This window comes from Plantactinospora sp. B6F1 (genome assembly GCF_040120695.1).
Taxonomy (GTDB): Bacteria; Actinomycetota; Actinomycetes; order Mycobacteriales; family Micromonosporaceae; genus Plantactinospora.
In genome coordinates, this window is sequence record NZ_JBEEAC010000005.1 from 173,476 (window position 1) to 199,307 (window position 25,832).

General features: G+C 73.1%; 24 protein-coding genes and 1 pseudogene. 16 read left to right on the plus strand and 9 right to left on the minus strand.

What is annotated here, in order from left to right:
- The 6 genes and pseudogenes from ABNF97_RS10070 to ABNF97_RS10095 form a co-directional block, all read left to right on the plus strand.
- The gene (locus ABNF97_RS10070) at positions 1-2,265 is read left to right on the plus strand and encodes a 3-dehydroquinate synthase family protein (RefSeq protein ID WP_349338354.1); all 2,265 of its coding nucleotides are present in this window, start codon (positions 1-3) and stop codon (positions 2,263-2,265) included.
- A complete protein-coding gene (locus ABNF97_RS10075; RefSeq protein WP_349338355.1) occupies positions 2,262-4,628 on the plus strand; it encodes an ROK family protein in 2,367 nt (788 codons plus the stop codon). Before ABNF97_RS10070 ends, ABNF97_RS10075 begins: the two co-directional genes overlap by 4 nt.
- Positions 4,625-6,076 (plus strand): hypothetical protein, encoded by a 1,452-nt coding sequence (locus ABNF97_RS10080; RefSeq protein ID WP_349338356.1) that lies wholly within the window; start codon positions 4,625-4,627, stop codon positions 6,074-6,076. Before ABNF97_RS10075 ends, ABNF97_RS10080 begins: the two co-directional genes overlap by 4 nt.
- Positions 6,073-7,083, plus strand: coding sequence for a Gfo/Idh/MocA family protein (locus ABNF97_RS10085; protein ID WP_349338357.1), 1,011 nt, complete (start codon positions 6,073-6,075; stop codon positions 7,081-7,083). Before ABNF97_RS10080 ends, ABNF97_RS10085 begins: the two co-directional genes overlap by 4 nt.
- Positions 7,080-7,997 (plus strand): sugar phosphate isomerase/epimerase family protein, encoded by a 918-nt coding sequence (locus ABNF97_RS10090; RefSeq protein ID WP_349338358.1) that lies wholly within the window; start codon positions 7,080-7,082, stop codon positions 7,995-7,997. Before ABNF97_RS10085 ends, ABNF97_RS10090 begins: the two co-directional genes overlap by 4 nt.
- Positions 7,998-8,065: 68 nt before the next feature.
- Positions 8,066-9,013, plus strand: a pseudogene (locus ABNF97_RS10095) (Gfo/Idh/MocA family protein); the annotation flags it as partial.
- Positions 9,014-9,103: 90 nt separating this feature from the next.
- Here ABNF97_RS10095 and ABNF97_RS10100 read toward each other — a convergent pair.
- The 3 genes from ABNF97_RS10100 to ABNF97_RS10110 all read right to left on the minus strand — a co-directional run bounded on the left by ABNF97_RS10100 (position 9,104) and on the right by ABNF97_RS10110 (position 11,656).
- Positions 9,104-9,976 (minus strand): glycosyltransferase family 2 protein, encoded by an 873-nt coding sequence (locus ABNF97_RS10100; protein ID WP_349338359.1) that lies wholly within the window; start codon positions 9,974-9,976, stop codon positions 9,104-9,106.
- Complete coding sequence (locus ABNF97_RS10105) at positions 9,973-10,737, minus strand: DUF6071 family protein (protein WP_130461838.1); 765 nt, start codon at positions 10,735-10,737, stop codon at positions 9,973-9,975. Before ABNF97_RS10105 ends, ABNF97_RS10100 begins: the two co-directional genes overlap by 4 nt.
- A 151-nt stretch (positions 10,738-10,888) precedes the next feature.
- Positions 10,889-11,656 carry a TetR/AcrR family transcriptional regulator gene (locus ABNF97_RS10110; RefSeq protein ID WP_349338360.1) on the minus strand — a complete coding sequence of 256 codons (768 nt, stop codon included), beginning with the start codon at positions 11,654-11,656 and terminating at the stop codon, positions 10,889-10,891.
- An 87-nt stretch (positions 11,657-11,743) separates the two neighbouring features.
- Here ABNF97_RS10110 and ABNF97_RS10115 point away from each other — a divergent pair, with 87 nt between their 5' ends.
- The 3 genes from ABNF97_RS10115 (at position 11,744) to ABNF97_RS10125 (ending at position 14,572) form a co-directional block, all read left to right on the plus strand.
- Positions 11,744-12,775 carry an ATP-binding cassette domain-containing protein gene (locus ABNF97_RS10115; protein ID WP_349338361.1) on the plus strand — a complete coding sequence of 344 codons (1,032 nt, stop codon included), beginning with the start codon at positions 11,744-11,746 and terminating at the stop codon, positions 12,773-12,775.
- A 14-nt stretch (positions 12,776-12,789) separates the two neighbouring features.
- Positions 12,790-13,611: an ABC transporter permease gene (locus tag ABNF97_RS10120; protein WP_130465801.1), complete on the plus strand. Its 822-nt coding sequence runs from the start codon at positions 12,790-12,792 to the stop codon at positions 13,609-13,611.
- A gap of 118 nt (positions 13,612-13,729) precedes the next feature.
- The gene (locus ABNF97_RS10125; protein WP_130461840.1) at positions 13,730-14,572 is read left to right on the plus strand and encodes an alpha/beta fold hydrolase; all 843 of its coding nucleotides are present in this window, start codon (positions 13,730-13,732) and stop codon (positions 14,570-14,572) included.
- Positions 14,573-14,632: 60 nt separating this feature from the next.
- Here ABNF97_RS10125 and ABNF97_RS10130 read toward each other — a convergent pair whose 3' ends face one another.
- A complete protein-coding gene (locus tag ABNF97_RS10130) occupies positions 14,633-14,905 on the minus strand; it encodes a YciI family protein (protein WP_349338363.1) in 273 nt (90 codons plus the stop codon).
- Between the two features lie 108 nt (positions 14,906-15,013).
- Here ABNF97_RS10130 and ABNF97_RS10135 point away from each other — a divergent pair, with 108 nt between their 5' ends.
- Complete coding sequence (locus tag ABNF97_RS10135; RefSeq protein WP_130461842.1) at positions 15,014-15,694, plus strand: helix-turn-helix domain-containing protein; 681 nt, start codon at positions 15,014-15,016, stop codon at positions 15,692-15,694.
- Between the two features lie 86 nt (positions 15,695-15,780).
- Here ABNF97_RS10135 and ABNF97_RS10140 read toward each other — a convergent pair whose 3' ends face one another.
- The 3 genes from ABNF97_RS10140 to ABNF97_RS10150 form a co-directional block, all read right to left on the minus strand.
- Positions 15,781-16,713 carry an alcohol dehydrogenase catalytic domain-containing protein gene (locus tag ABNF97_RS10140; protein WP_207230452.1) on the minus strand — a complete coding sequence of 311 codons (933 nt, stop codon included), beginning with the start codon at positions 16,711-16,713 and terminating at the stop codon, positions 15,781-15,783.
- Positions 16,714-16,844: 131 nt separating this feature from the next.
- Complete coding sequence (locus ABNF97_RS10145) at positions 16,845-17,567, minus strand: methyltransferase domain-containing protein (RefSeq protein WP_349338364.1); 723 nt, start codon at positions 17,565-17,567, stop codon at positions 16,845-16,847.
- Positions 17,568-17,709: 142 nt separating this feature from the next.
- The gene (locus ABNF97_RS10150) at positions 17,710-18,027 is read right to left on the minus strand and encodes a hypothetical protein (RefSeq protein WP_130461845.1); all 318 of its coding nucleotides are present in this window, start codon (positions 18,025-18,027) and stop codon (positions 17,710-17,712) included.
- A 122-nt stretch (positions 18,028-18,149) separates the two neighbouring features.
- On the opposite strand from ABNF97_RS10150, the gene ABNF97_RS10155 reads away from it, so the two are divergent.
- The 5 genes from ABNF97_RS10155 to ABNF97_RS10175 all read left to right on the plus strand — a co-directional run bounded on the left by ABNF97_RS10155 (position 18,150) and on the right by ABNF97_RS10175 (position 21,223).
- Entirely contained in the window at positions 18,150-18,908 is a 759-nt protein-coding gene (locus tag ABNF97_RS10155) for an ROK family protein (RefSeq protein WP_130461846.1), read from the plus strand.
- Positions 18,909-19,015: 107 nt separating this feature from the next.
- Complete coding sequence (locus ABNF97_RS10160; RefSeq protein ID WP_130461847.1) at positions 19,016-19,384, plus strand: tetratricopeptide repeat protein; 369 nt, start codon at positions 19,016-19,018, stop codon at positions 19,382-19,384.
- Positions 19,385-19,448: 64 nt separating this feature from the next.
- Complete coding sequence (locus tag ABNF97_RS10165; RefSeq protein ID WP_349338365.1) at positions 19,449-19,703, plus strand: Smr/MutS family protein; 255 nt, start codon at positions 19,449-19,451, stop codon at positions 19,701-19,703.
- A 389-nt stretch (positions 19,704-20,092) separates the two neighbouring features.
- The gene (locus ABNF97_RS10170; protein ID WP_349338366.1) at positions 20,093-20,716 is read left to right on the plus strand and encodes a hypothetical protein; all 624 of its coding nucleotides are present in this window, start codon (positions 20,093-20,095) and stop codon (positions 20,714-20,716) included.
- A gap of 36 nt (positions 20,717-20,752) precedes the next feature.
- On the plus strand, positions 20,753-21,223 hold the full coding sequence (locus ABNF97_RS10175; RefSeq protein WP_349338367.1) for a CinA family protein: 471 nt from the start codon (positions 20,753-20,755) through the stop codon (positions 21,221-21,223).
- Positions 21,224-21,330: 107 nt separating this feature from the next.
- On the opposite strand, the gene ABNF97_RS10180 is transcribed toward ABNF97_RS10175, so the two are convergent.
- Both ABNF97_RS10180 and ABNF97_RS10185 read right to left on the minus strand, forming a co-directional pair.
- On the minus strand, positions 21,331-21,720 hold the full coding sequence (locus ABNF97_RS10180) for a hypothetical protein (protein WP_130461850.1): 390 nt from the start codon (positions 21,718-21,720) through the stop codon (positions 21,331-21,333).
- Positions 21,721-21,916: 196 nt separating this feature from the next.
- Positions 21,917-22,873 (minus strand): FAD-dependent oxidoreductase, encoded by a 957-nt coding sequence (locus tag ABNF97_RS10185; RefSeq protein ID WP_130461851.1) that lies wholly within the window; start codon positions 22,871-22,873, stop codon positions 21,917-21,919.
- 632 nt (positions 22,874-23,505) lie between these two features.
- Here ABNF97_RS10185 and ABNF97_RS10190 point away from each other — a divergent pair.
- Entirely contained in the window at positions 23,506-25,791 is a 2,286-nt protein-coding gene (locus ABNF97_RS10190; protein ID WP_502930472.1) for a glycoside hydrolase family 9 protein, read from the plus strand.
- Positions 25,792-25,832: the final 41 nt, after the last annotated feature.

The window sequence follows — 25,832 nt, forward strand, 5'->3', positions numbered from 1 at the left end:
ATGTCGTCGACCACCCCGGTTCCGGCCCTGGCCCGACCCCGCGACCTGTCCGGGCCGACGGCGACTCCGCCGGGTCCCAAGGACGCGCTGCGGGCCGAGCTGATCGACACCTTCGAGCTGCGGATGCGGCGGGGACTGTGGCGGCCCGGCGACACCACGCTGCTGCGGGCACTCGGCGGCGCGCGCCGGATCCTCGCCGTCTGCGACCGGCCCGAGCGGGGCCGCCGGCTGGACGCCTATCTCGGATACTGGCGGGAGCGCGGTGCGCTGGACCGGTACCGGACGGTCGACGCCGGTGACCTCGCCACGCCGGAGAACCCCGATCCGGTACGCGCGGTGGTGCGGGCCGCCCTCGCGGCCGGGCTCGGCCGGCGGGACGCCTTCGTCTCCCTCGCCGGGCCGCCGGCAACCGCCGCCACCGTGCTGGCCGCCGCGATGTACCGCCGGTACGCCCACGCGGTCCGGGTGCACGACGGGCTGTCCTCGTTGCTGGCCTCCCTGCACTGGAGCGCCCGGGTGGTGGCCGGCGAACCGGCGCTCGCCGCCGAAGCGCGGGATCCGGTGTTGCTGGTCGACGTGGACACCCTGCTGGCCGATCCCACTCCGGTGCGTCCCGACGAGGAGTCGGCGATCCGCCACCTCGCCGGCCACGACGACGTACTCGCCGACCAGCTGGACCGGGCGCGCGAGCCGGCCCTGGTCCGGCAGGCGGCGCTGGCCGCGGTGGCCCGGCTGCTGCACCGGCACGGCCCCGGCGACCGCCGGATCTGGCCGGCACCCCCACCGGCACCCCCACCGGCAGCCGACGCGCCGCCGATGCCCCCGCCGTCCACCGCCGGGCTGGCCTCCACCGCCGGGCTGGCCTGCATCGCCGGGCTGCCGTCCACCGCCGGGCCGGCGTCCCCGGTGTGGGTGGCACCCATGACGGACGGTGCGCGGACGTCGGGCGGAGCGGGGTGGCCGGGGTCGGTGCCGGCGCCGGTACGGGCACACCGGATCCGGAAGCTCGGCTACCGGGTCACCTTCACCGCCCGGGTTCTCGCCCCGGACAATCCGGTGCTCTCCGGATACCTGCCGGCCCATTCCCGGGTGCTGGCGGTGGTCGACGACTACTCGCCGGCGGTCACCGCCGCAGTCCGGGACATGCTCGCCCGGCGCCGCCGGCAGGGGCGGCTCGCCGGCTGCACGGTACTGCCGCTGCGCAGCTCCTCCCGGGGCAAGACCTTCGATGCGGCCGGGCGGCTGCTGCGCCGGGTACGCCGGCTCGGCCTCGGGCCCGCCGACCGGATCCTGGCGGTCGGCGGCGGGACCGTGCTCGATCTGGTCGGCTACGTCGCCGCCTGCCACTCCGGCGGTACGCCGTACCTGCGCGTGCCGACCACCCTGGTCGGGCTGGTCGACGCGGGGATCGGGCTGAAGGTCGGCGTCGACCTGGACGGCCGGAAGAACCTGCTCGGCGCGTACCATCCGCCGCTGGCCTGCCTCTGCGACGCCGGTTTCCTGCAGACCCTGCCGGAGGTCGAGTTCCGCTGCGGACTGGCCGAGATCGTCAAGATCGCACTGGTCCGGGACGCCCGTCTCTACCACCTGGTCGAGGAGCACCACGCCGTGCTGCGCGACCCCGGTGCCGCGGCGGTGCTCGACGAGGTGCTCCGGCGCGCGGTCGCCGCGATGCTGGTCGAGCTGGAGGAGAACCCCTGGGAGCGGCGGCTGCGCCGGCTCGCCGACTTCGGCCACGAGTTCGGGCACGTGTTGGAGGAGCGGTCCGGCTACCGGCTGCGGCACGGCGAGGCGGTGGCGGTCGGGATGGCGCTCTCCTGCCGGCTGGGCGTTGCCGCGGGGCGGCTGCCGTACGCCGTCGCCGACCGCGCCGAGAGGCTGCTGCGCCGGATCGGGCTGCCGACGTACGACGACTGCTGCGACGCCGACGAGCTGTGGCGGGCACTGCGCACCCACGTACTGCCGCACAAGGGTGGCGAACTGCACCTGGCGGTACCGGTCGGGATCGGGGCCGGCGGGTTCGTCGACTCGATCGACGACATCGGTCCGGCGGACCTGCACCGGGCCTGGTCGGCGCTGCGCCGCCGGAGGACCCTCGGCGACCCTCCTGCCGCTGGCGCGCCGGTCCCGCCCGGCGGCGCGCCGGTCCCGCCCGCTGGCGCGCCGGTCACGTCCGGCGGCGCGCCGATCCCATCCGCTGGCGCGCCGATCCCGCCCGGCGGAGATGGGCCGGTGGTGTCGGCCCCGGCGTGGAGCGGGCCGTGACCGGACGGACGGAACCGGAGGGGTGGACCCGGGTGCCGGCGCCGCAGGGCGTGGTGGTCGATGTCGGCGGCACCTGGACCCGGCTGGCGCTGGCCGAGGCGGGTCGGCCGGTCGGCGAGGTGGTCCGGTTCGCCACCCCGAACCGGCGGGACCGTCCGGGCGTTCCGCTGGCCGCCGTCCGCGACCTCCTGATGGACCGGATCGCCGAGGAGGCCGACCGGCTGCACCGGACCGCCGGACCCGCCGGACGGCGGGAGGTAGGGGTCGCGTTCGGTGCGGTGATCACCGTCGAGGGCGTGGTGCGGGACGCGAGCGTGCTCTGGCAGGCGCGGTCGGCCGGCTACGACGTACGGGCGGCGCTGGGCGCGCGGCTGCCGTGGGCCAGGGTCACGGTGGTCAACGACGTCGCCGCGGCCGCCTGGCACTACCGGCGGCTCGGCCGGTTCGCCCTGGTCACCGTCAGCACCGGGGTGGCGGTCAAGGTCTTCGACGACCGACTGCCCGGCACCGCCAAGGTGCTCGCCGACCCGGCCGGGCTCGGCGGGGAGATCGGGCACGTGCCGGTCGAGCCGAGCCGGCTCGACGCGGTGCCCGGCGGGCCGGCCGGAGCCGCCCGGCTCGGTCGGGCCGCCGCAGCCGGGGACCGGTCCGCCCGTGAGCGACTGGCCACACTGGACCTTCCGTGGTGCGACTGCGGTGCGGTGGCCGACCTCTGCGCGTACAGCTCCGGGCCGGCCGTGCTGCGGGCGGCGATCCGGCGGGCCCGGCGGCACCCGGCCGACTTCGCCGCGTCGCTACTGCACCGGCTCGTCGACGGCGACCCGGACCGGATCGACGGGCCGGCGCTCGCCACCGCGGCCCGGACCGGCGACGCGTTCGTCACCGAGCTGCTGCGCGCGGCGACCCGGCACCTCGCGGTGGCGCTCCTGCAGGTCTGCGCCCAGCTCGGGCTCTGCCGCGCGGTGGTGGTCGGCGGCTTCGCGCACGGCGTCGGCGCGCCCTGGTTCGCCGCGCTACGCGAGTGGCTGGCGAAGCTCTGCGTCGACGCCGGCTGGTTCTCCGGCTGGACGGCCGCCGAGCGGGACGGGCTGCTGCACGTCCCCGACGACGCGGACCGGGCCACCCTGGCCGGGATGGCCGGCTACCTCGCCGCGCGCCAGGCCGAGATCCGCGAGGTGGTCAAGCCGGTCGGCGAGTCGCGGCTGGTCCTGACCACCGGCACCCGACCGCGCTGCGGCCGCGAGCAGTTGCTGCTCCGCCCCAGGTACGCCGGCCTCTGCGGCACCGACCTGCAGATCCTGCGCGGCGAGCGGGGTCTGGAGCCGGGGGTGCTCGGGCACGAGTGCGTGGCCGAGGTGGTCGAGGTGGGTACGTCGGTCTCCGGGCTCCGCCCCGGTGACCTGGTGACGCTCAACCCGAACCACCCCACCGACGACTACCTCAAGCTCGGCCACAACCTGCCCGGGGTGTTCCGGGACGTCCTCGTCACCGATCTGGGTGCGCTGGCCCAGGGGCAGCTCGTCGGGCTTCCGCCCGGCTGCGGCCCGGAGTGGGTCCTGCTGGAGCCGCTGGCGGCGGTACTGCGGGCGCACCGGGGACTCGCCGGCGACTGGGCCGGCCGGGACGTCCTCGTCGTCGGTGCCGGCGTACTCGGCCTGCTGCACGTGGCGGTCGCCCGCGCCCGTGGCGCCCGTACCGTGACCGTGGCCGCCCGGACCGACCGGCGGCTACGGGCGGCGGTCCAGCGTGGACTGCCGGCCCCGGACGCGGTGCTGCCGCTCGGTCCCGGGCTCGCCGCCGGGGTCCGGTCGGTGACCGCCGGTCGCGGTGCCGAGCTGGCCGTGCTGGCGGTGGCCGGTGACGGCGGGCCGGCGGCGGCCGAACTCACCTGGCCGGCGCTGGCCGACGGGGCCGGCCTGCACCTGTTCGGGGGTTTCCGGCCCGGCCGGCTGCTCCGGGCCGGCGGCGGCACGGCGCTGGACCCGGCGGCGGTACGGGCCGGCGGCGGGCGTCGGGTGGTGGAGAACCCGGCCGGTGGCCGGTGCACCGTGGTCGGCTCCCGGGGCGGTCGGGCCGGCGACTTCACCGCCGCCCGGGACCTGCTCGCCGGAGCGTCACCCGCCGATCCCGCCGATCCCGCCGGGACCGGCGGCGACACCTCCTCGGCCACCCTCGCGGTCGACCTGGCGCCGCTGGTCAGCCACCTCGTCTCGCTGCCCGCGCTGCCGGGTGTGGCAACCGAACTGCTCGACCACGGAACGGTCGCCGGCGGCTGCGCACTGCGGGTCGTGGTCGACCTGCGGCTCGACGGCACCGTGGTGGCTCCGGCGCCGCCGATACCGGCCCGACGGGGTACGCCGTGACCGGGCCGCACCGGGGGGCCGAGCCGAGCGGAGCCGAACTCTGGGCGTACGTGCGGGCCGCTGCCGCCGGCGAGCGGTACGGGCCGGCCGGTACGGTCGCCGCGCTCGCCAGCCTCGCCGGAGTGCCCCGACTCGGCTGGGTACGCCCACCGGCCTGGCCGCGGGTCTCCCGGCTCACCGCCGACCGGGGCGGCGGACGGCTGCTGCGCGGCTGCCGCCGGGCCGTCTTCGCCGGCACCGGCGGCTGGGCCTTCGGGCTGCGGGCGATCTGCGAGGCGGTGCCGGGACAGAGCGCGGTCCGGGTGCTGGACTCCCTGGACCCGGCGACGGTGCAGCGGACCCTGGGCGAGTGGGACGGGCCGGGGGCCGCCGCCGGGTTCGCGGTCAGCGCCTCCGGGCGTACCCGGGAGACCCGGCTGCTGGCCGCCACCCTGGCGCTGGTCCGGCAGCGTACCGGCGGAGCGGCCCCGGCCTGGCTCCGCGAGCGCGACGGGACGCTCTCGGTGAGCGGCGGCCGCGACCAGGTGGCCCTCTACCACGCCCCGCTCTCGGTGCCGGCGCTGCTCACCGCCCGGATGCTGAGCGGGCCGCACTTCGACGCCGCCTACCGGGCGTTCGCCGGGGCGGCACGGACGATCGGCGAGTGGGCCGGCGAGGAGTCGGGCCGGTTCCCGGCGACCGGCCGGCCCCGGGTGCTGTTCCGGCTGCCGCCCGGCGCCGGTCCGGGGCTGCGGCTCTGGACCCTCCAGGCGGCCCGGCAGGGGTGGGGCGGCAAGTCCGAGCGGTTCCGGCCGTGGCCGGACGTGACGGCCGAGCCGTCCTCGGGTGCGCTGGTCGTCGACGTGGCGGCGGGCATCTCCGCGCTGTGCCGGCCCGGCGGACCGGCCGGCGCGGTCGCCGCCGCGATGGCCGCCTGCTACGCGGTCGCCGCCCTGGTGGTGTGTGTCGCGGTACGGCACGGGCTGCGCTTCGCCACCCACGACGCGGTGCAGCGGTACAAGCGGCTGTTGCCGGTGACACCGACCGCGGCCGACCGGCCCGTCGGGAGCCGGGCGGTGGCCGGCGGCGACGAACTCGCCACCGTACTCGCCGGATGGCTGGCCCGGCGGCCCGAACTCACCGCCGTGCACGTCGTCGGCTACGGCGCCGGCCCGGCCGGTGCGGTCCGGGCGGAACGGCTGGCGCAGCGGCTCGGCCGCACCGTCGAGGTGCACGAGGGCAGCGGCTGGAACCACCACTCGTACCAACTGGTCTGGCACACCCGCTCGGTCGGGGTGGCGGTACTGCTCGACCCGGAGCTGCCGGTCGGCACCGGCGATCCGGCCCTGGACGGTGCGCTGGCGGCCCAACGGCACACCCTGGACGCGATCGCCGTGGCCACCCACCGTTCGCTCGCCCCACGCAGCCTGCTGCTGCACTGGTCCGGCCCGCCGGGGCGGATCCGATGACGTTCCGGATCGGCATCGTGGGCGCCGGGTTCCTGACCCGCCGGGCGCTGCTGCCGGCGATCGCCGCCGCCGACGACCTGCGGCTGGTCGCCGTACTCGACCCCGACGAGGCGGCGCTGCGGGCGGTGGCCGCCGAGGTGCCGGAGATCTGGGCCGGGACGGACGTCCGGGACTTCCTGCGTACGCCGCTGGACGGGGTGCACGTGGCGACGCCGAACCGACGGCACGCCGAGTACGCCTGCCGGGCGCTGGCCCGGGGCATCCCGACGCTGGTGGAGAAGCCGCTCGCCGACACCGTGGCGGGCGGGCAGTGGATCCTGCGCGCCGCGACCGCCTCCGGCGCACCGGCGATGGTCGGCTACATGTCCCGGTACAACGCGTTCAACCGGGCGGTGGTCGAACTGGTCCGCTCCGGGCGGCTCGGCGCGCCCCGGTCGATCGCCGCCTGCCACCTCGGGCACCGGCTGGGGGACTGGCGTAACCGGCGGGCCGACAGTGGCCTCGGCTGCCTCGGCGACCTGGCGATCTATCCGTTGCTGACCGCGGCCGACGTCTTCGACGCGGCGCCGACCGCCTGCCGGGCCACCGGCTACCCGGCCGGTGACCGGGAGCAGACCGAGATCTTCGTCGAGGCCACGGTGTGGTTCGGCGAGGAGCGGCGGCTCCAGGTCGAGTCGTCCTTCACCGAACCACCGGAGACCGGCGTCTCGCGCTACACCGTCGTCTGCGAGCGGGGCCTGCTGGTGGTCCGGAACTCGTGGGCGATGGACTCCGGCGGCTCGGTGCTGGTCTGCGACGAGCGGGGACGGCGCTGGCTGTGCCCCGAGCCGGTGGATCCGTACCTCGCCCAGTACCGGGCGTTCGCCGCCAGCGCGGCCGGACAGCCGGTACCGGTCGAGGTGGGGGTCGCCCGCGCGCTGCGGGACCTGCGGGTGCTGCACGCACTCGAACGAAGCGTCGCCAACGGCGGAGTGCGGTTGGCATTGACCGGAGGGCAGAACCCATGAAGCTCGTCCTGCACAGCTACACCTTCCGCCGCTACCCCCTGCGGCACGTCTTCGCGGTCGCCGCGCGGTACGGCTGGGACGGCATCGAGCTGGTCCACTTCCACTTCGACCCGGCCCGGGTCGAGACCGAGGTCGCGGACGCGGTGGCGCTCGGCCGGCACTACGGGGTGGGTGTGCACTGTGTCGGCTACACCGGAGATTTCGTCGGCGACGACCCGGCGACCCGGGCCGCCTCGCTGGCCCTGGCCGAGCGCGCCGTCGCCGCCGCCGCCCGGCAGGGGATCGAACTGGTCAACGGCTGGTCCGGGACCCTGGAACGGGATCCGGACGACTGGCGGGTCAACGGCAGTGCCCTGGCCCGGGAGGTGCACTACGAGCGGGCCGCCGAGGGTTACCGCCGGCTCGGCGACTACGCGGCCCGGCACGGCGTACGGGTGGGGGTGGAGGTCTATCCCGGCTCGGTGCACGACACGGTGGCCGGTACCGCGAAGCTGCTGGCGATGGTGGACCATCCGGCCGTGGTCGCCACGGCCGACCCCGGCAACGCCTACGTGGTCAGCCTGGCCGACCGGGATCCCGCCGTGCTCGACCAGCTCGCCGGCCGGCTCGGCTACTTCCACCTGAAGAACCTGCACCCGCGTGGCGGGCGGGCGGACTTCAACGTGGACACCGCCGACGGCGTGCTGGACAACTACGCCTGGATCACCAAGGCGGACTCGCTCGGCGTACCGGCGATCTGTGTCGAGTACTGCGGGGACGGTGATCCGCATCCGCCGATCGCCCGGGCCGGCGACTACGTACGCGACTGCCTGGCGCTCCGCGACGACCTCGCCTGCCGGCACGCGGCGGCGGAGGCGGCCGGGGAACTCGTGACCGGCGCGGCGCTGGCCGGTGCGGCGGGGTCCGGTCGGTGAGCGCCGGCTCGCCGACGACCGCCGCCTGGAACGCCCCGGAGGCGACCGCCCGGCCGGTCCGGTGGGGTGTGCTCGGCACCGGCTGGATGGCCGGCCGGTTCGTCGAGGACCTGCGGCGGCTGCCGGACGCCGAGGTGGTCGCGGTCGGTTCGCGTACCGGGGAGGCGGCCGAGCGGTTCGCCACCCGGTACGCGGTCCCGCGCGGGTACGGCAGTTGGGCCGGGCTCGCCGCCGACGACCGGGTCGACGTCGTCTACGTGGCGACGCCGCACGCCAGCCACCACGCGGCCAGCGCGCTCTGCCTGGACGCGGGCCGGGCGGTGCTCTGCGAGAAGCCGTTCACGCTCAACGCCGGGCAGGCCGTCGACCTGGTCACCCGGGCCCGATCCGCCGGCCTCTTCCTGATGGAGGCGATGTGGATGCGCTGCGTACCGGCGATCCGCCGGCTGGTCACCCTGGTCCGGGACGGTGCGGTCGGGGTACCCCGGCTGGTCCAGGCGGACTTCGGCCTGGTGGGGCCGGTCGACCCCGGGCACCGGCTGCGGGACCCGACGCTCGGCGGTGGCGCCCTGCTGGACCTCGGCGTCTATCCGGTGACCCTGGCCCACCTGCTGCTCGGGGCGCCGGACTCGGTCACCGGGCTCGCCACGCTGAGCCGACACGGCGTCGACGAGACCACCGCGCTGGTGCTGGGCTACCCGGACGGGGCGCTGGCCAGCCTCTCCTGTTCGATCGTCGCCGACACGCCGTGGACGGCCACGGTCTGCGGCAGCGGCGGCCGGATCGAGGTGGACCGGGGCTTCTTCCGGCCCGCCCGGCTGACCCTGCGGCAGGGGGACGGCGAGCCGCGGGCCGTCGAGGTGCCGTACCAGGGGGAGGGGTTCGTGCACGAGGCGGTCGAGGTGATGCGCTGCCTGCGGGCCGGGTTGACCGAGAGCCCGCTCGCCACCCTGGCCGACACCGTGGCGGTGCTGCGGATCCTGGACGCCGTACGGGCCCGGACCGGGGTGCGCTATCCGGCCGACGACGACTGGCCGGCGGTGTCGGACGGCCGGTCGACCGGTGCGGACGGCGGTCCGGCCCGGGACGACGCCGGGCCGGCCGGGCTAAGGGAAGACGACCCGGTGGCGCAGGCTGCCGACGATCCGGCCGCAGCGCATCGCGCACCGGGTCACCCAGACGGCCCGGGCCCGCCGGGACCGGAGCAGGTCGGGCAGGTGGCGCAGCAGCCAGCGCCACTCCCGGGCGGCCGGCCGGACCGAGCGGGGTAGCCCGGCGGCGGCGAAGTCCCGGTACAGCCGGGGGTGGCTGAGGCCGTACGAGTAGTACTGCCGGGCCATCTCCCGGAGCCGGCGACGCAGCCGGTAGTGCACCACCGCTTCCGGCAGCGCCCCGACCGGGTACCCGGCGAGCTGCGCCCGCCAGAAGAAGCTCACCTCGTCCGAGCCGTACCGGTAGGCGGGGTCGAAGCCGCCGAGTTCCTCGAAGACGGTCCGGCGCACCCCGCAGTTGGCGCCGAGCGCGTAGGGGAGGAAGTCGAATCCCTCCTGGAGCGAGCCGGCCGGCTTCTCGGGCCGGGCGGCGAGGGACACCTCGTCGTTGAGCAGCCGGCGTTCGACGTGTCCGCCGACGGCGGGAAACTCGGCGAGTCCGCGTACCATCTCGGCCACCCAGCCGGGCGCGACCACGTCGTCCTGGTCGCAGAAGAGCAGCAGTTCTCCCCGGCTCACCCGGCAGCCCTCGTTGCGGGCGTAGCTGGTGCCGGCCCGGTCGACCGCCTTGTGCAGCCGGAGCCCGGGCAGCCGGCTGGCGAAGGCGGCGACCAGTTCCGGCGTACCGTCGGTGGAGCCGTTGTCGACCACGACGAGTTCCCAGCGTCCGGGGTAGGTCTGCCGGGCCAGCGCCGCCAGTTGCGCGCCGATCGTCGCGGCGCCGTTGCGGGTCGGCATGATCACCGACACCAGCCCGGGTACGGTCATCGCCCGGCCCGTCCGGTCGCCGGGAAGCGCAACCGTTCGTCCCCGCCGAGCCAGCGCGACATCGCGGCGGCGAACCGCTGGTGTCCCTCCCGGAGCGGATGGTCCCAGTCGCCGAACGGCACCCGGCCGAAGACCATCTCCCGGAAGGTCTGCTCGGGGCGGGGTGGCAGTGTTCCGAAGACCAGGTCGGCGCGGAGGGCGCGCATCACCGGTACCGCCTCGGCCGGGATCGGGTCGGGCAGGATCTCCCAGGCGAACGCGTACCGGCTCGGCACGCCGAGACCGGTGAGGTGGTGCTCCAGCAGCAGCCAGTCGACGAAGAAGTTGACGGTCTCGCCGGTGGTGTTGAACAGGTGCCGGAGGTACGCCTTCGACGGCCGGTCCCCCTCGGCGGCCTTCCAGTCGGCCACCCGCTGCCAGTGCAGTTCGCCGGGGAGCGCCGGTCGTACCCCGAGGTCGGGTCGGACCGGACCGTCCTCGATCCCGCTGTCGTAGTACTCGTTGCGGCTCAGCGCGGTCCACATGTTGACGAAGAGGATCTGGTCGTACCCGACGCCGTGCGCCGCCCGGATCGACTCCAGGTGCTGCACGGTGGTGCGGACGGCTCGCCGGTTGGAGCCGCCGTCGCAGGCCAGGTTGACCACGCCGATGCCGAGTTCCCGGCCGAGCAGGGCAGGCCAGGCCTCCCGCTCCGGCTCGGCCAGTTCGGCGCCCCGGGCGAAGCTGCAGCCGTTGGCCACGAGCAGCCGGATCGTGCTCATGTGCGCCGACCTCACCCCGTCTGTGCTCCGGGTACAGGGCAGTGTGGGAACGCTCCCATGTGATGACGAAGGTAAATATATCCAGTACCGGCTAGGTGGGCAACGGCGTGCCTGCGACCCGGCAGGGGTTTCGGTCGACCCCTGCGCGCCCCTACCGGGCGGTCCGGGCCCGGACGAACGCCTCGATCCCGTCCAGCACCCGTTGCAGCCCGAACTCGAACGAACGGGCCGGGTCGGCCGGGGCGTTGTGCTCGGCGCCGGCCGCCGCGCCGACCCGGGCCGCCATCGGGTAGCGCTCGGGATCGAAGACCTGCTCCAGCAGGGGTGCGAAGCGCTCCCACCACTCCTGGACGGTCATTCCGGTGCGCTGCCGCACCTGGGCGGCCTCCACGGCGCCGCGTACCGCGCCGTGCACGTAGTCGGCGAGCATGCCGACCAGGAGGTCCATCTCGATGTCGGTCAGGCCGAGTCCGGCGACGGCGCTGAGTTCGCGGTCGTACTTGGCCACCGAGTTGGGGCCGAGCACCGGAAGGCTGGTCGCGACCTGGAGCAGCCAGGGGTGCCGGCGGTAGCGGTCCCAGTTCTCCCGGGCCAGCCGTTCGAGCCGGCTCCGCCAGTCGCCCCGGTCGTCGTCCGGGTCGGCGGCCCGGGCATGGACGGTGTCGAGCATCACGTCGAGCAGCTCGGCCTTGCCCGGCACGTAGGTGTAGAGGGACATCGCGGTGACCCCGAGTTCGTCGGCGACCCGCCGCATGGAGAGGCCGGCCAGGCCCTCGCGGTCGGCGATCCCGATGGCCGCCCGGACTATCCGGTCCACCGTGAGCTTGGGTTTCGGTCCCCGCCGGGGTCGGTCCGGTACGCCCCAGAGCAGCTCCATGCTTCGCTTCGGGTCGCCGCTGCCGCTGTACTCCGTCGTCACCTCGTCATTCTCCCGGACTTGAATTCTTTACGGCGTACGCTATAGTTGCCGCCTGACTCTGTACGGTGTACATGATTTGGGGTGGTCATGCACGACAACACACCGGCGATCCGGGCCGAGGGGCTGCGCAAGCGGTACGGCGAGCGGTTCGCCCTGGACGGGCTCGACCTGCACGTCCCGGCCGGCACCGTGCACGGCCTGCTCGGGCCGAACGGCGCCGGCAAGACCACGCTGGTACGCATCCTGACCACCCTGCTCCGGTTCGACGCCGGTCGGGCCGAGGTGGCCGGCCAGGACGTGGCCCGCCGGCCCGACCTGGTCCGCTACCGGATCGGGCTGGTCGGGCAGCACGCGGCCGTGGACGAGGTGCTCTCCGGCCGGCAGAACCTGGCGATGTTCGGGCGGCTCTACCACCTACCCGGTGCGGTCGCCGACCGCCGGGCGGACGAACTGCTGGACCGGTTCGGCCTGGCCGACAGCGGGGACAGGCCCGTCGGCCGGTACTCGGGCGGGATGCGACGCCGGCTCGACCTGGCCGCCGGGCTGATCCTGGCCCCGGAGGTGCTCTTCCTCGACGAACCGACCACCGGGCTCGACCCGCGCGGGCGCAACGAGATGTGGGCGGCGGTACGCGACCTGGCCGGCGCCGGCACGACGGTGCTGCTCACCACCCAGTACCTCGACGAGGCCGACCAACTCGCCGACCGGATCTCGGTGGTCGACGCCGGCCGGATCGTCGCCGACGGTACGCCGGACGAACTGAAGAGCCGGCTCGGCGGCGACCGGATCGACATCGTGCTGCACCGCCTCGCCGACCTGCCGGAGGCGGCGGAACTGCTCGGCCGGATCGCCGACGGGCCGGTCAACCGGGACGACGACGACCGGCGGATCAGCGCCCCGGTGCGGGACCGGATCGGCGCACTCGGCGCGCTGGTGCGCGGGCTCGACGAGCGGGACATCGCGGCCGAGGACATCGCGCTGCGCCGACCGACCCTGGACGAGGTGTTCCTGCACCTCACCGGTGGCACCGGCGGCGAAGCCCGCGCCGGTGGTCGGGGCGGGCCGGCCGGCCCGACCGGCGACCTGGCCGACGAGGAGAACCGGGAGGTGGCACGGTGACCACGACGACGACCATGACATTTCCGTCCCCGCCGCGACACGCCGCGCAGCGGCTGCGCTGGGTACTCGCGGACAGTTGGACGATCACCCGCCGGGACCTGGCGCACTGGGTCCGTCAACCGGTGCAGGTCGTCCTCGGGCTGCTGTTTCCGATCATGGTGGTACTGATGTTCGGCTACCTGTTCGGCGGCGGGATGGCGGTGCCCGGCGGTGGCGGCTACCGGGAGTTCCTGATGCCCGGGATGTACGCGATGACCATGCTCTTCGGCATCGAGGCCACCTACGCCGCGGTCGCCACCGACGCCGCCCGGGGAATCACCGACCGGTTTCGGGCGATGCCGATGGCCGGCTCGGCGGTGGTGGTCGGCCGCAGCGTCGCCGACCTGCTGCACGCCGCGCTCGGCCTGGCGGTGATGGTCGGCTGCGGACTGGCGGTCGGCTGGCGGTGGCACGGCGGCGTCGGTGCCGCGCTGGCCGCGTTCGGGCTGCTCCTGCTGCTGCGGTTCGCGGTGCTCTGGGTGGGTATCTACCTCGGCCTGCTGCTGCGTAACCCGGAGGCGCTGGTCGCGTTGCAGGTGCTGGTCTGGCCGGTACTCTTCCTCTCCAACGCTCTGGTCGCCCCCGACACCATGCCGGGCTGGCTGGGCGTCGTGGCCGAGTTGAACCCGCTCTCCGCGACGGTCTCCGCCACCCGGGAGCTCTTCGAGAACCCCGGCTGGGGGGAGAGCTCCCGGCTCGACCGCTACGCCGTGCCACTGGCGCTGGGCTGGCCGATCCTGCTGACCGCGATCTTCCTACCGCTCTCGGTGCGGCTGTACCGGCGACTCGACCGGTAGCCGGCGGCCCGACGGCCGTACGCCCCGCTCGGCCGGGGCGTACGGCCGGGGTTGCGGCGGCCGGTGAGGGGTATCCCAGGACGCCAGCGCGGCGAGAGCGAGCCTGGAAGAGGACATCATGCCCCTGCTACCCGATGAACCCAGCCGACCCGACGCCATCGTGTTGATCCACGGCCTCTGGATGACCTCCCGGAGTTGGGAGCACTGGGCCGACCGGTACCGGGATGCCGGGTTCCAGGTGCTGACGCCAGCCTGGCCCGGCATGGACTCCGACGTCGAGGCATTGCGCCGCGACCCGGCCGCGATCGCCGGGCTGACCTCGGACCAGATCGTCGACCACCACGAGCGGATCATCCGTGAACTGCCCAGCCCGCCGATCATCATGGGACACTCGTTCGGCGGCGCGTTCGCCCAGATGCTGCTGGACCGCGGGCTGGGCGCGGCCGGAGTCGCGATCGACTCGGCGGCGGTCAAGGGAGTCGTCCGGATGCCGCTCTCCTCGCTCAAGGCCAGCCTGCCGGTACTGCGGAACCCGGCGAACCGGCACCGGGCCGTACCGCTGAGTCTGGACGAGTTCCACTACGCCTTCGCCAACACCATGTCCCGGGACGAGGCGGAGCAGGCGTACCAGCGCCACCACGTACCGGCCGCCGGGCACGTGCTCTTCGAGTCGGCGCTGGCGAACCTGAACCCCCGGACCGCGCTGCGGGTGGACTTCGGCAACGAGCGGCGGGCGCCACTGCTGCTGATCGCCGGCGGCGCCGACCACGTGGCGCCACCCTCGGTGACGAAGGCGACCGCCGGACAGTACCGGAAGTCGACCGCGGTCACCGGCTACAAGGAGTTCCCGGGTCGATCGCACTACATCCTGGGGCAGCCCGGCTGGGAGGAGGTCGCCGACTACGCGCTCAACTGGGCCGTGCAGGCGGCGCTGTCCCGCCGACCGCAACCCCACCGGTAGCGGACCCGCGCTCCGGTTCCGCTCGGGCCACCGACCTCGGCGTCGGACGGCGCGGTCGGGTCACGGCGCCAGGTCGCCGACCGCCGGTGCCCAGTGCCGCAACGTGACCACCTCGACCCCGGGCGTCCGGTAGTAGGGGTCGGCGTCGAGAGTCTGCCGCACCGCCGCTTCGTCCGCGTCGAAGAGCAGCAGCGCGCCCGAGTCGTCCGCCCAGGGCCCGGCCGCCACGAGGTCGCCGTCGGCGTGCAGCCGGGCCAGCAGTTCCCGGTGGGCCGGCCGGGCGGCCAGCCGGGCGGCGGGGTCGCCGGTGAAGTGCAGTTCCACAACGATCATGTGCAGGACCCTACGTACCCCCGCCGAGCCGTCGCTGTAACCGGGTATACAGCCGATCGGGCCGTTTCGGCGGGCCGCAGTCCCGGTTGGTCGGGAACAATTCGTCAGATGGAACCGACGGACCTGCGCGGGCTGGCCGCCGTACCCGTCTTCGCCGCCCTCGGGCCGGTGCGGCTGCGCCGGCTACTCGACCGCTCGGTGCTCCGGGCCGCCCGCCCCGGCGCGGTGCTGGCGGTACGCGGTCAGCCCGCCGAGCACGTGATCGTGGTGCAGGCGGGCATCCTGACCGGGGTGCACGACACCGCCGACGGAAAGCGGCTGCGGCTCGGTGACTTCGCCGGCCCGTGCGCGGTCGACAAGAGCGCAGTACTGGACGGCGGCGGTTACACCGCTACCTGGCTGGCCGCCACGGTACTGCGCTACCGGCTGGTACCGGCCGGCGAACTGCTCCGGCTGATCGACGACGTACCGGCGGTGCGGCGGCACGTACTCAGGCACCTGGCCCAACGGCTGCGCCACCGGCAGGCGGAGCTGGTACGCACCTCGTACGCCGATGCCGGGACCCGGGTGGCGGCCTGGCTGGTCGCCGCGGCCGGCCGGAGCGGGCGCCGGGTGCCGCTGCCCGGGGCGCAGCAGGGGCTGGCGGAGTCGATCGGGATGACCAGGGTGTCGGTCAACCGGGCGCTGCGGACCCTCGCCGAGGCCGGGCTGCTCCGGGTCGAGCCGGGCGCGGTGGTGGTCCTGGCACCCGAACTCCTGGCCGCCCGCGCCGTGCACGGTGACGGCTGACCACCGGCGCCGACGCGGCGGTGACGTGATGCTCGACGGGCCACACACGGGATCTCGACGGCAGCGGCTGCCACGCCGCACCGGTGTTACCCGGCCGAACCGATCGCCACGGCGAGCTTGCCGACGATACCGCTGTTGGTGAAATCGGCGAACGCCTGCGGTACCTCGTCCAGCAGGTAGGTGCGGGCGATCGACGGGCGCAGCCGGTCGGCGGCGGCCTCGGTGGCGATGTGGTCGAGCACGATCCGGTCCGGGATCGCCTCGACCGCCGTGACGTTCAGCGCACGGTCGCCGAGCTGCTCGGAGTCCACCCCCAGGGTGGAGGAGAACCGGCCGCCGGGAGTGACCAGGTCGGCGATCAGCTCCGGATCGCCGGCGAGGTGCACGGCGCTGTCCACCCCGTCCGGGGCGAGCTGCCGGACCTGTGCGGCCAGGTCGCCCCGGTAGTCGACGGTGTGCGCGGCGCCGAGTTCGTGCAGCAGGTCGGCGGCAGGCCCGGACTCGGCGGTGGCGATCACGGTCGCGCCGCGCGCGGCGGCGAGCTGGACGGCGTAGTGCCCGACCCCACCGGTGGCTCCGGAGATCAGCAGCGTCTCGCCGTGTGCCGGGGCGACCGCGTCGACGCTGGCCAGCGCGGCGACGCCGGCCAGACCGAGTACGCCCGCGGAGCGGTAGTCGAGCCCGGCCGGCAGCGGCGCGAGGCCGATGTCCTCCGGTACGACGACGTACTCGCCGAACGACCCGTCGCCGAGCCCGGGCTTGGTCACCACGCCGAAGACCTTCTCGCCGGGCATGAACCCGCTGACCCCCGGCCCGACCTCCGTGACGATGCCGGCGAAGTCCCGGCCGAGCACCACCGGGAACTGGTGCTCGACCTCGCCGTCCAGGAACCCACCGGCGAGTTTCGCGTCGAAGCCGTTCAGGGACGAGCTCTGTACCTCGATCTTCACCTCGCCGTCGCCGGGCGTCGGCTCCGGCATTTCCCGGACCTGCGGCATCGCCCCAAACGACTCAGACATGACGGCACGCATCTACCGGCCCTCCCCGACTACTCCGCCCGATTCGACCCGGCTGCATTCCCGCCGGACTCCGCCGCATGCCTTCCCACCGGGGCGGATAACCGGATTCCGGGTCGGCGAGTCGTGCGGTCTCAGTCGAAGAACCGGGCCAGGTGGCTGGGTTCCGGGCCGGGGTCGTCCGGGCCCAGCGGGGTGAGGTCGGCGAAGATCGACGCACCGTCGCAGCCGGCGTGCAGCGGGTACCACCGGGGCGCACCGGGATGGCGATGGCAGATGTGCTTGATCGTCTGTACGTCCAGCAGGCGTACATGAGTCGGGTCGGCGACCGCGTTGACATGCCCCCACCAGGGGCTCATCACGTGCAGTACGCCGCCGGGCCGGAGCACCCGGTGACACTCGTCGACCAGGGTCAGGAAGTCGATCAGGTGCTCCAGGATGTGCACCGTGAAGATCACGTCGACCGAGTCGCCGGCCAGCGGCAGCGGGCCGGAGAGGTCCGCTTGGGCGTCCACTCCCGGGGCCACCCGCAGGTCGAGGCCGAGGTTGCCCGGGTACTGCTTGGCGGCGCCGCAGCCGAGATCCATCATCACCGGGTCCCGCCCGGCCACCCGTACCCGGGACCAGACGGCCAGTACGCCGTCGAGCCGGCCGACGAGTCGCCGGACCAGCGCCAGTTCGTCCCGGTGGGCCGCCTCGCCGGTCAGGTGGGCGACACCGCGGTCGAACCGTACCTCCACCGCCGTGCCGCGCAGCCGGTCGTCGTGCGTGACGAGGTCGGCGTACGCCGTGCCGAGGAACTCGTCGATCGCCCGCAACCGTTCCCCGGATGGCGCCCTGTGCAGTTGCGCGACCATCACCACCTCCCGGCCGGGGCTACCCGGAATGCTCCGGTCTACGCCTCGCCCCGGCGGGTCGGTGGAGTTGGTCGCTTTCCGCCGATTGGCGACTCGCCGCACCGCCCACTCCGACCCCCCGCACCACCCCGGCCCGCCGCCGTCAGCCGGTGCCGGCGCGCCGGCCGGCCCGCCCCAGGCTGCGCAGCCTCGGCCGGGGCGTCGCCGTCCGGAGTACTCGTTTCAGGTGGTACCGGTGCAGTTCCGCACTCCCCTTCATGTTGCCGTCCTCGGTCACCGAGACCAGTTCCCAGCCCTGGGCTCCGGCCCGGTTGAGGTGGGCGAGCGCGGTGTCCCCGTACGGAGAGACGTCGAGCACGGCACCATCCGGGCCATACCAGGTGTAGGCGAGTTCCCAGCCGGTGTCGTCCAACCGGGGCTGGCGCCGCCGCACCAACAGTGCGTACTCCCATCTGAGCATGGCGTAGTTCTTGCCCAGCCGTACGGCGGCAGAAACCGGGCTCGACGGGTCGGCTCATGAGACCTCAGATGCTATCCGCCCGCCCGGCCGCGACCCGGCGCCGGAGTAGCAGACTGATTCCTGTGATGACCACGTTGGCGATCGACTGCGGCGGTGGCGGGATCAAGGCGTCCGTGCTCGACGACGCCGGCACGATGCGTACCCGGCCGCTGCGGGTGCCGACCCCGTACCCGTTGCCGACCGCGCTCTTCGTCAAGACGCTGCTGGATCTCGGCGGCCGGCTGCCGACGGCCGACCGGGTCACCGTCGGGATGCCCGGGATGCTGCGGCACGGCGTCGTGGTGGCCACCCCGCACTACGTCACCCGGGCCGGGCCGCGCACCAGACCGGACCCGGAGTTGGTCGCCGAGTGGTCCGGCTTCGACGTCCGCAGCGCGCTCACCGACGCGTTCGGGCTGCCGACACTGGTGCTCAACGACGCCGAGGTGCACGGCGCCGGGGTGGTCGCCGGGACCGGCCTGGAGCTGGTACTCACCCTCGGCACCGGGCTGGGCTGCGCGCTCTTCGACGGCGGACGGCTCGCCCCGCACCTGGAACTGTCGCAGGCGCCGGTCCGGTGGAGGATGAGCTACGACACCTACATCGGCGAGCACGAGCGGCGCCGGCTCGGCGACGCGTTCTGGTCGCGCCGGGTCCGGGGGGTGGTGGACGGGCTCCGCCCGGTCTTCCTCTGGGACCGGCTCTACCTGGGTGGCGGCAACTCCCGGCTGGTCCGGCCGGAGCAGGTCGCCCGGATGGGTGACGACGTGGTGGTGGTGCCGAACAGCGCCGGCATCCTCGGCGGCGTACGCGCCTGGGAAATGGGCTCCCGGCGGCCCTGACTCCAGCGGCGGTTTCCGTCGTGATCTCGTCGCCCGGAACAGTCGCGGTACTGGCGGTGTTGTGCCAGCGTCGAGGGAAGTAGTCGCGATACGAGGAGGTGGGTCTAGTGGATCTTCTCGCCGAGTACCGGCGGGCGACCCTGTACTTCGAGACCGGGGACCCGTCCGGAGCTGTCAGGTTGCTGGAGCCCATCGTCGAGGCCGAGCCCGACAACGCCTCCGTACGGCAGTTGCTCGCCCGCGCGTACTTCCAGACGGCTCAGCTGGGTCGAGCCGAGGAGCAGCTGCGCACACTGGTGCAGCGCGACCCGAGCGACCACTACGCGCACCATGTGCTGGGCCGCACCCTGGAGCGGGACGGCCGACCGGAGGAGGCTCTCCGCCACCTCCGGATCGCCGCCGCGATGTACGCGGAGAACGACGACTACCGGATCGCACTGGAGCGCGTCGAGAACCGGGTCGGCGGTCGACGGTGACCGCTCCCCGGCGGCTCCGCCTACGATCGGATGTCATGGACGCTGCGCGGCCGGTGACCCACCGATGAAGCTCAAGCTGGACCTGCACGACATCTTCAACCGTGGCCACGACATCGACCGGGCGCTGCGTGGGATCATAGACGAGGCGGTGGCCAAGAAGGCGACCATGGTCGAGATCATTCCGGGCAAGGGGTCGGGGCAGCTGAAGAAGCGGGTGCTGCGGTTCCTCGACCAGAAGGAGATCAAGCAGCTATACCACCGGGTCGAGAAGGATTCCAAGAACTTCGGCCGCCTTTTCGTGCATTTTCGCTGGAAATAGGCCACGCCCGGGCGGAACAGGGAGGTCCCCGGCGGGGAAACCGGGGACCATGGCCAGCTCCCATTGCCTTCCGGAACCAAATTCTCCACTGTGCACACAGTTGACGGGTAGCCGACACATCATCGCCGCGACCGGCCATAGCGACCACTGATCGCGTGGACTACGCTTCCAATCCACGATCAGATCTGTGCTACGTCAAGGCGCCCCCACCGGATCATTTTCATTCGATCATGGATGTCGGGCGGTCCGCGAGAGGCGGTGCACCAATCGACATGAAATCGATCTTCCGCGTTCGTACCGTTCTCGGGTTTCTCACCGTTGCCCTACTGGTCGTCCAGGCCGTGTTGTTACGGACGGCCGGACAGGTCGCCGATGCCGATCGAATCACCATGATATCGCTGGTCGCGGTGCTGCTCCTGACGACGGGGGTGCTCGTCGTCGCGGTGCTTCGTCCGCAGGCCCTGCTCGCGACCAAGGCGGCGCTTCCGAGCGAGGCGGCACCGGCCGGCCCCGCCCCGGCCACGGCCACGGATCCGGGCATCGAGTACGAGTTCGACGTCTTCCTCTCCTCTCCGATGTCGTCGTTGGACGAGGCCAACTACACCGCGCACCGCGACGGCCTGCTCAAACTCGTCCGCAAGATAGAGGAACGGTGCAACTACCGGTGTTACTACGCCGGGCGGAACCGGCCGACCGCGAGCGAGTTCGAGGCCGAGGACGTGGCGTTGCGCAACGACCTCCGGGCGCTGCGGCGCAGCCGATTCTTCCTGATGGTGGTGCCGGAGCAGAGAGTGTCGAGCGTATGGGTGGAGGCCGGGATCGCGCTGGCCATGAGTAAGTCATCCGTCTATCTGGGGCGTACGGACGTCGAGCTGCCGTTCGTACTGAGAGGCGCGGCACGGTCGACCCATCCGGAGATCCCCCGGATCAGGATGTACTCCTATCGGGACATCGACGAGGCGATCAAGCTCATCGAGGTCAACGGCCGAAGCCTGTTCGATCACACCACGTGACCGCCGAGGAATCGAAGCGGGGAGAAGGGAGGACAATTGCGTCACGAGGAAGAGATCGGCCCACTCCTGTCGGGGCGGGGCTTGTCGCTGGCCACCGCCGAATCACTTACCGGTGGCCTGGTCGGCAATCTGGTCACCTCCGTTTCCGGGGCGTCCGGCTACTACCGGGGCGGAATCATCTCCTACGCCACCGAGGCGAAGGAGAAGGTGCTGCACGTGCGTGCCGCGACGTTGGCCGCGCACGGCCCGGTGAGTTGGCAGACCGCGATCGAGATGGCGGTGGGGGTGCGGGACATCTTCGCCGCCTCGATCGGCATCTCCACCACCGGCGTCGCGGGGCCGACCGAGCAGGACGGCCATCCGGTCGGCACCCTGCACATCGGGATCGCGGACCGGGCCGGCGCCGATCACCTGACCCTGCGCGGCCCGGCGGGTAGCCGAGCCGAGGTTCGTGCCTGGGCGGCTCGGGAGGCCCTGGCGTTCCTGGTCGCCCGCCTGAACCGGTGAGCTCCCCCGGCGAGGCGGCTCGGCCGGGGGAGCCGGACGTGCGGTTTCGCCGGGCGGCGGGCCCGCCCGGTCCAGGACGGGCCGCGCCCGGCGGCGAGGTCGTGCGGTCAGGCCGGCTGGCTGGTGGTGCTGGTGGGCTGGCGGGGTGCCGCGTTGCTGGTTCCGTTGCTGGAGACCGCCGGTGCGGCGCCGACGCCGAGCACGGTCAACGCGGCCAGCAGCAGCGCGATCCACTCGTTCGAGTCGAGTCCACCGAGGATCACCGTGGCCAGCACCTGGAGCACGCTCAACAGCACGGCGACGGCGGTCTTGGCCCACCGGTACTGCGGAGTCAGTGGCACCAGGTAGACGCCGACGGCGGTGGCGGCGGCGATGGCGATCTGCACCGCCTCGTCCGGCTCGATGCGCTGGTCTCCGGAGACGGCGCCGTAGGCGACCGTGAGTGCCGCCCCGGCGACGGCGGCGAGGGCCTTGCCGTACTTGTGGATCATGTTCATTTTTCTTGCCTTTCCGTGGCCGGCCTACCGGAGACGGATACCGCCGGTTTGTCCTGTCGGGATGATGCGACAGCGGGCGGCGCCTGTCAGTCGGACATCTGCCGTTCTGCGGTCGGATCTCCGGCCGGTGGTGTCGCGGTGCGCTCTCCGGCCGGTACCGGCGGGAAGCGGGTCGCCTTGGGGCGGGCCCGCCTGATCAGGTCAGCTCGCTCAGTGACAGCACCTCGTCGGCGCAACCCCAGGAAAGGGCGAGCCCGGATCCACCGTGGCCGTAGTTGTGGATGAGAACGTTCCCGTCGACGAGGTCACGTTCTATCCGTACGCTCGGCCGGCTCGGCCGTAGCCCGACCAGGATCTGCCGGATCCGGGCGTGCCGGAGGGACGGTTCGACAGCCGAGCAGCGTTCGACGATTGCCGCCGCCCTGACCGGGTCGGGTGTGAGACTGTCCGAGCCGGGGGTCGCGCTGCCGCCGAGTACGACGTGACTGCCGTGCGGCAGGATGTAGGTCATGTCCTCGTGTTCGGCCCAGTCCTGGAAGAACGTCTCTATTCCCGGATTGTCCACGACCACCAGTTGTCCCCTGGTGGGATAGACCTGATCGTCGGGGACCAGATGGCGGGCGCCGAGGCCGGTGCAATTCACGAGCACGGCGGCTCTGCCGGTGAGTTCCTTGAATGAGTTGACCGCGGCGATTTCCATTTCGACGCCGTAGCCGACCAGGCGTCGGGTGAGATGTTCGAGGTACCGGGGCATGTCCACCAGTGGACTGGTGTAACGCCAGCCGCTGACGTAGCCGGGCGGCAGTTGGTCGGCGGGGCAGAGTTCGAAGTCGTTCAGGTTGCGCACGCAGGCCGGCGGCTCAAGCGGAAAGGGTGCCACCTCCAGACCACGGACGAGCCGTACCCCGGACGACGGGTCCTCGGCGATCTTCTCCAGAGTCAGTCGGGTCTGTTCGCTCCAGTGCACGACGCGCTCGTCGGTCAGCTCGTAGGGCCCCCAACTCGCCCCGGCGGACGCGGAGGTGGTCTCCCGCGGGGGCCGGGCGGCCAGGATCTGGACCGAGAGTCCCGCCTCGGCGAGCCGGACCGCGGTGGACAGTCCGATGACGCCCGCGCCGATAACCAGAACGTCGGGCCGTCGGGATATCGCCATTAGGCCATATTAACGGAGGTCTTACCCGTCGAGCGGGGGCGCGGTGCCGGATATCCGGTTGCGGGGCCGTCGTTGGGCACCTCGGCATGTCAATGTGGAATCGCCGGCGGCGGCGCCGGGTGGAAATTGCGGTGTCGAATTACGGTCGGTGGCGGAAGTCTCCGACGCCGGGCTGGCCGAATTCGCCAAGACCAGGAGTTTCACTCGCCTCGGATCTCCCGTGACTACGGAAAGTTATGGTAAGGATTCGTGGGGTTGCGGCGGGGCATCGATGCTGGTCCGGTCGCCGCCAGGGCCAGGGGCGCGCCCCGCCTGGCCGGGACGGCGCCTGGCCGGGATGGCGCCGTGTCGGGCGGGTGTCGGGTCGAGCGGGTGTCGGTCGGGCGGGGCACCCGGTCGGCCGATCGGTCGGTCGTGCGGGGTGGACGAGGTCGGGCTGTCCCGCTTCGGCGGGATTTATCGCCGTCATCCGGCACCGGGCTCTCCGGCGGCCTGTTGACATGCCGGAAAGTCGATGTCAATCTCCCGGTATTCCCGGACTGGGAGCGCTTCCATAGATCTCGGTTCACGTCGTACCACCCCTGCCCGGCGGTGCCGGCCAACCGGTCACCGCGCCCACCGGAAGGAATGACGTGCTCAGACCCCGCTCGCCGCACACCGTTCCACTCGCCGTCGCCACCGTCGCGGCCCTGGCCGCCACCGTGCTGACCACGCCCGTCGCCGCCTCCGCTGCCGAGGATGCGCCGGAGCAGATCGTCAACGGCACCTTCGACAACGGTCACGCCCCCTGGTGGGGCACTGCCAACCTCACCCTCGACTCCAGCACCGGTCAGCTCTGCGCCGACGTCCCCGGCGACACGGTCAACCCCTGGGACGTGATCATCGGCCAGGACAACGTCGCGCTGGTCGCCGGTGAGTCGTACGAGTTCCGCTTCTTCGGCCAGGCCAACCCGAACAGGGTCGGCCGGGCGCTGGTCCAGATGCCCGTTGACCCGTACACCCAGTACCTGTCGGCCAGCCCCGAGCTGAGCGTCTCCGGCAACGAGTACAGCTACACCTTCACCTCCCCGGTCGACCTGCCGAACGCACAGGTCGTCTTCCAACTCGGCGGCAGCGCCGAGCCGTGGACGGTCTGCCTGGACAACGTCTCGCTGACCGGCGGCGCCGAGCCGGACGTATACGTCCCCGACACCGGACCGAGAGTCCGGGTCAACCAGGTCGGCTACCTGCCGAAGGGGCCGAAGAACGCCACGGTGGTCACCGAGGCGACCAGGCCGCTGCCCTACCAGCTCCGCGACGGTGCCGGCCGGCTCGTGAAGCAGGGCCGGACGACGCCGCGCGGCCTGGACCGCTCCTCCGGGCAGAACGTGCACACCGTCGACTTCGGGCACTTCACCCGGCCCGGCACCGGCTACACGCTGACCGCCGACGGCGAGACCAGCCGGCCGTTCGACATCGGCGCCGGCTTCTACGAGCGGCTCCGCACCGACGCGTTGAAGTTCTACTACACCCAGCGCAGCGGCATCGAGATCTCCGACGCGCTCCGCCCCGGCTACGGCCGGCCGGCCGGACACGTCGGGGTCGCGCCGAACCAGGGTGACACGGCGGTACCCTGCCAGCCAGGTGTCTGCGACTACACCCTGGACGTCTCCGGCGGCTGGTACGACGCCGGGGACCACGGCAAGTACGTGGTCAACGGCGGCATCTCGGTGCACCAGCTGATGAGCGAGTACGAGCGCTCGATCCGGGCCGGTACCGGTCAGCCGTGGCGGCTCGGCGACCGGACCCTGCACCTGCCGGAGAGCGGCAACCGGGTGCCGGACATCCTCGACGAGGCACGGTGGGAGCAGGAGTTCCTGCTCAGCATGCAGGTACCGGCCGGTAAGCCGCTGGCCGGGATGGCCCACCACAAGATCCACGACGACTCGTGGACCGGGCTGCCGCTGCTGCCGCACCTCGACGACAAGCGGCGGGAGCTGCACCCGCCGTCCACCGCCGCCACGCTCAACCTGGCGGCCACCGCCGCGCAGGCCGCGCGGGTCTTCCGGCCGTACGACCGGAGGTTCGCCGCCCGGAACCTGGCCGCCGCGAAGACCGCCTGGGCCGCCGCCCTGGCCAACCCCGAGCGGTACGCCGACCCGGCCGACGCCAACGGCGGCGGTGCGTACAACGATGCCGACGTCACCGACGAGTTCTACTGGGCCGCCGCCGAGCTGTACCTGACCACCGGGGCGAAGGAGTACCGCGACTTCGTGCTCCGCTCCCCGCACCACACCGGCGACGTCTGGCGGGAGCGGGGGATGGACTGGGGCAACACCGCCGCGCTCGGCCGGTTGCAACTGGCAACGGTGCCGAACAGGCTGCCGGACCGGGCCCGGGTACGCGCCTCGGTCGCCCAGGGCGCCGACCGGTACCTGGCCACGCTGCGGGCACACCCGTACGGCATCCCGTACAACCCGTCGGACAACCTCTTCGACTGGGGCTCCAACAACCTGATCGTCAACAACGCCATCGTGCTGGCCACCGCGTTCGACCTGACCGGCAGGGACCGCTACCGGGACGGGGTGCTGGAGACGATGGACTACATCTTCGGCCGCAACGCCCTGAACCAGTCGTACGTGACCGGCTACGGCGAGGTGGCCTCCCGCAACCAGCACAGCCGCTGGTACGCCCGCCAACTCAACCCCGACCTGCCCAACCCGCCCCGGGGCACCCTCTCCGGCGGCCCGAACTCGGCCATCCAGGACCCGGTCGCCCAGCAGAAGCTGCGCGGCTGCGCGCCGCAGTTCTGCTACATCGACGACATCGAGTCCTGGGCGACGAACGAGCTGACCATCAACTGGAACTCGCCGCTGTCCTGGATCGCCGCCTTCATCGCCGACCAGGACAACGGGGACGCCCGCAACCACCGGCACTGACCGCCCGTCGAGAGCTGGCGGGGGCGCCCGGAGCACCCGGG

Excerpts from the sequence above, each read along its gene's own strand:
- ABNF97_RS10070 (WP_349338354.1), top strand. The coding sequence starts at position 1 with ATGTCGTCGACCACCCCGGTTCCGGCCCTGGCCCGACCCCGCGACCTG.
- ABNF97_RS10085 (WP_349338357.1), top strand. The coding sequence starts at position 6,073 with ATGACGTTCCGGATCGGCATCGTGGGCGCCGGGTTCCTGACCCGCCGG.
- ABNF97_RS10090 (WP_349338358.1), top strand. The coding sequence starts at position 7,080 with ATGAAGCTCGTCCTGCACAGCTACACCTTCCGCCGCTACCCCCTGCGG.
- ABNF97_RS10100 (WP_349338359.1), bottom strand. The coding sequence starts at position 9,976 with ATGACCGTACCCGGGCTGGTGTCGGTGATCATGCCGACCCGCAACGGC.
- ABNF97_RS10105 (WP_130461838.1), bottom strand. The coding sequence starts at position 10,737 with ATGAGCACGATCCGGCTGCTCGTGGCCAACGGCTGCAGCTTCGCCCGG.
- ABNF97_RS10115 (WP_349338361.1), top strand. The coding sequence starts at position 11,744 with ATGCACGACAACACACCGGCGATCCGGGCCGAGGGGCTGCGCAAGCGG.
- ABNF97_RS10120 (WP_130465801.1), top strand. The coding sequence starts at position 12,790 with ATGACATTTCCGTCCCCGCCGCGACACGCCGCGCAGCGGCTGCGCTGG.
- ABNF97_RS10125 (WP_130461840.1), top strand. The coding sequence starts at position 13,730 with ATGCCCCTGCTACCCGATGAACCCAGCCGACCCGACGCCATCGTGTTG.
- ABNF97_RS10130 (WP_349338363.1), bottom strand. The coding sequence starts at position 14,905 with ATGATCGTTGTGGAACTGCACTTCACCGGCGACCCCGCCGCCCGGCTG.
- ABNF97_RS10135 (WP_130461842.1), top strand. The coding sequence starts at position 15,014 with ATGGAACCGACGGACCTGCGCGGGCTGGCCGCCGTACCCGTCTTCGCC.
- ABNF97_RS10140 (WP_207230452.1), bottom strand. The coding sequence starts at position 16,713 with ATGTCTGAGTCGTTTGGGGCGATGCCGCAGGTCCGGGAAATGCCGGAG.
- ABNF97_RS10145 (WP_349338364.1), bottom strand. The coding sequence starts at position 17,567 with ATGGTCGCGCAACTGCACAGGGCGCCATCCGGGGAACGGTTGCGGGCG.
- ABNF97_RS10150 (WP_130461845.1), bottom strand. The coding sequence starts at position 18,027 with ATGCTCAGATGGGAGTACGCACTGTTGGTGCGGCGGCGCCAGCCCCGG.
- ABNF97_RS10165 (WP_349338365.1), top strand. The coding sequence starts at position 19,449 with ATGAAGCTCAAGCTGGACCTGCACGACATCTTCAACCGTGGCCACGAC.
- ABNF97_RS10170 (WP_349338366.1), top strand. The coding sequence starts at position 20,093 with ATGATATCGCTGGTCGCGGTGCTGCTCCTGACGACGGGGGTGCTCGTC.
- ABNF97_RS10180 (WP_130461850.1), bottom strand. The coding sequence starts at position 21,720 with ATGAACATGATCCACAAGTACGGCAAGGCCCTCGCCGCCGTCGCCGGG.
- ABNF97_RS10185 (WP_130461851.1), bottom strand. The coding sequence starts at position 22,873 with ATGGCGATATCCCGACGGCCCGACGTTCTGGTTATCGGCGCGGGCGTC.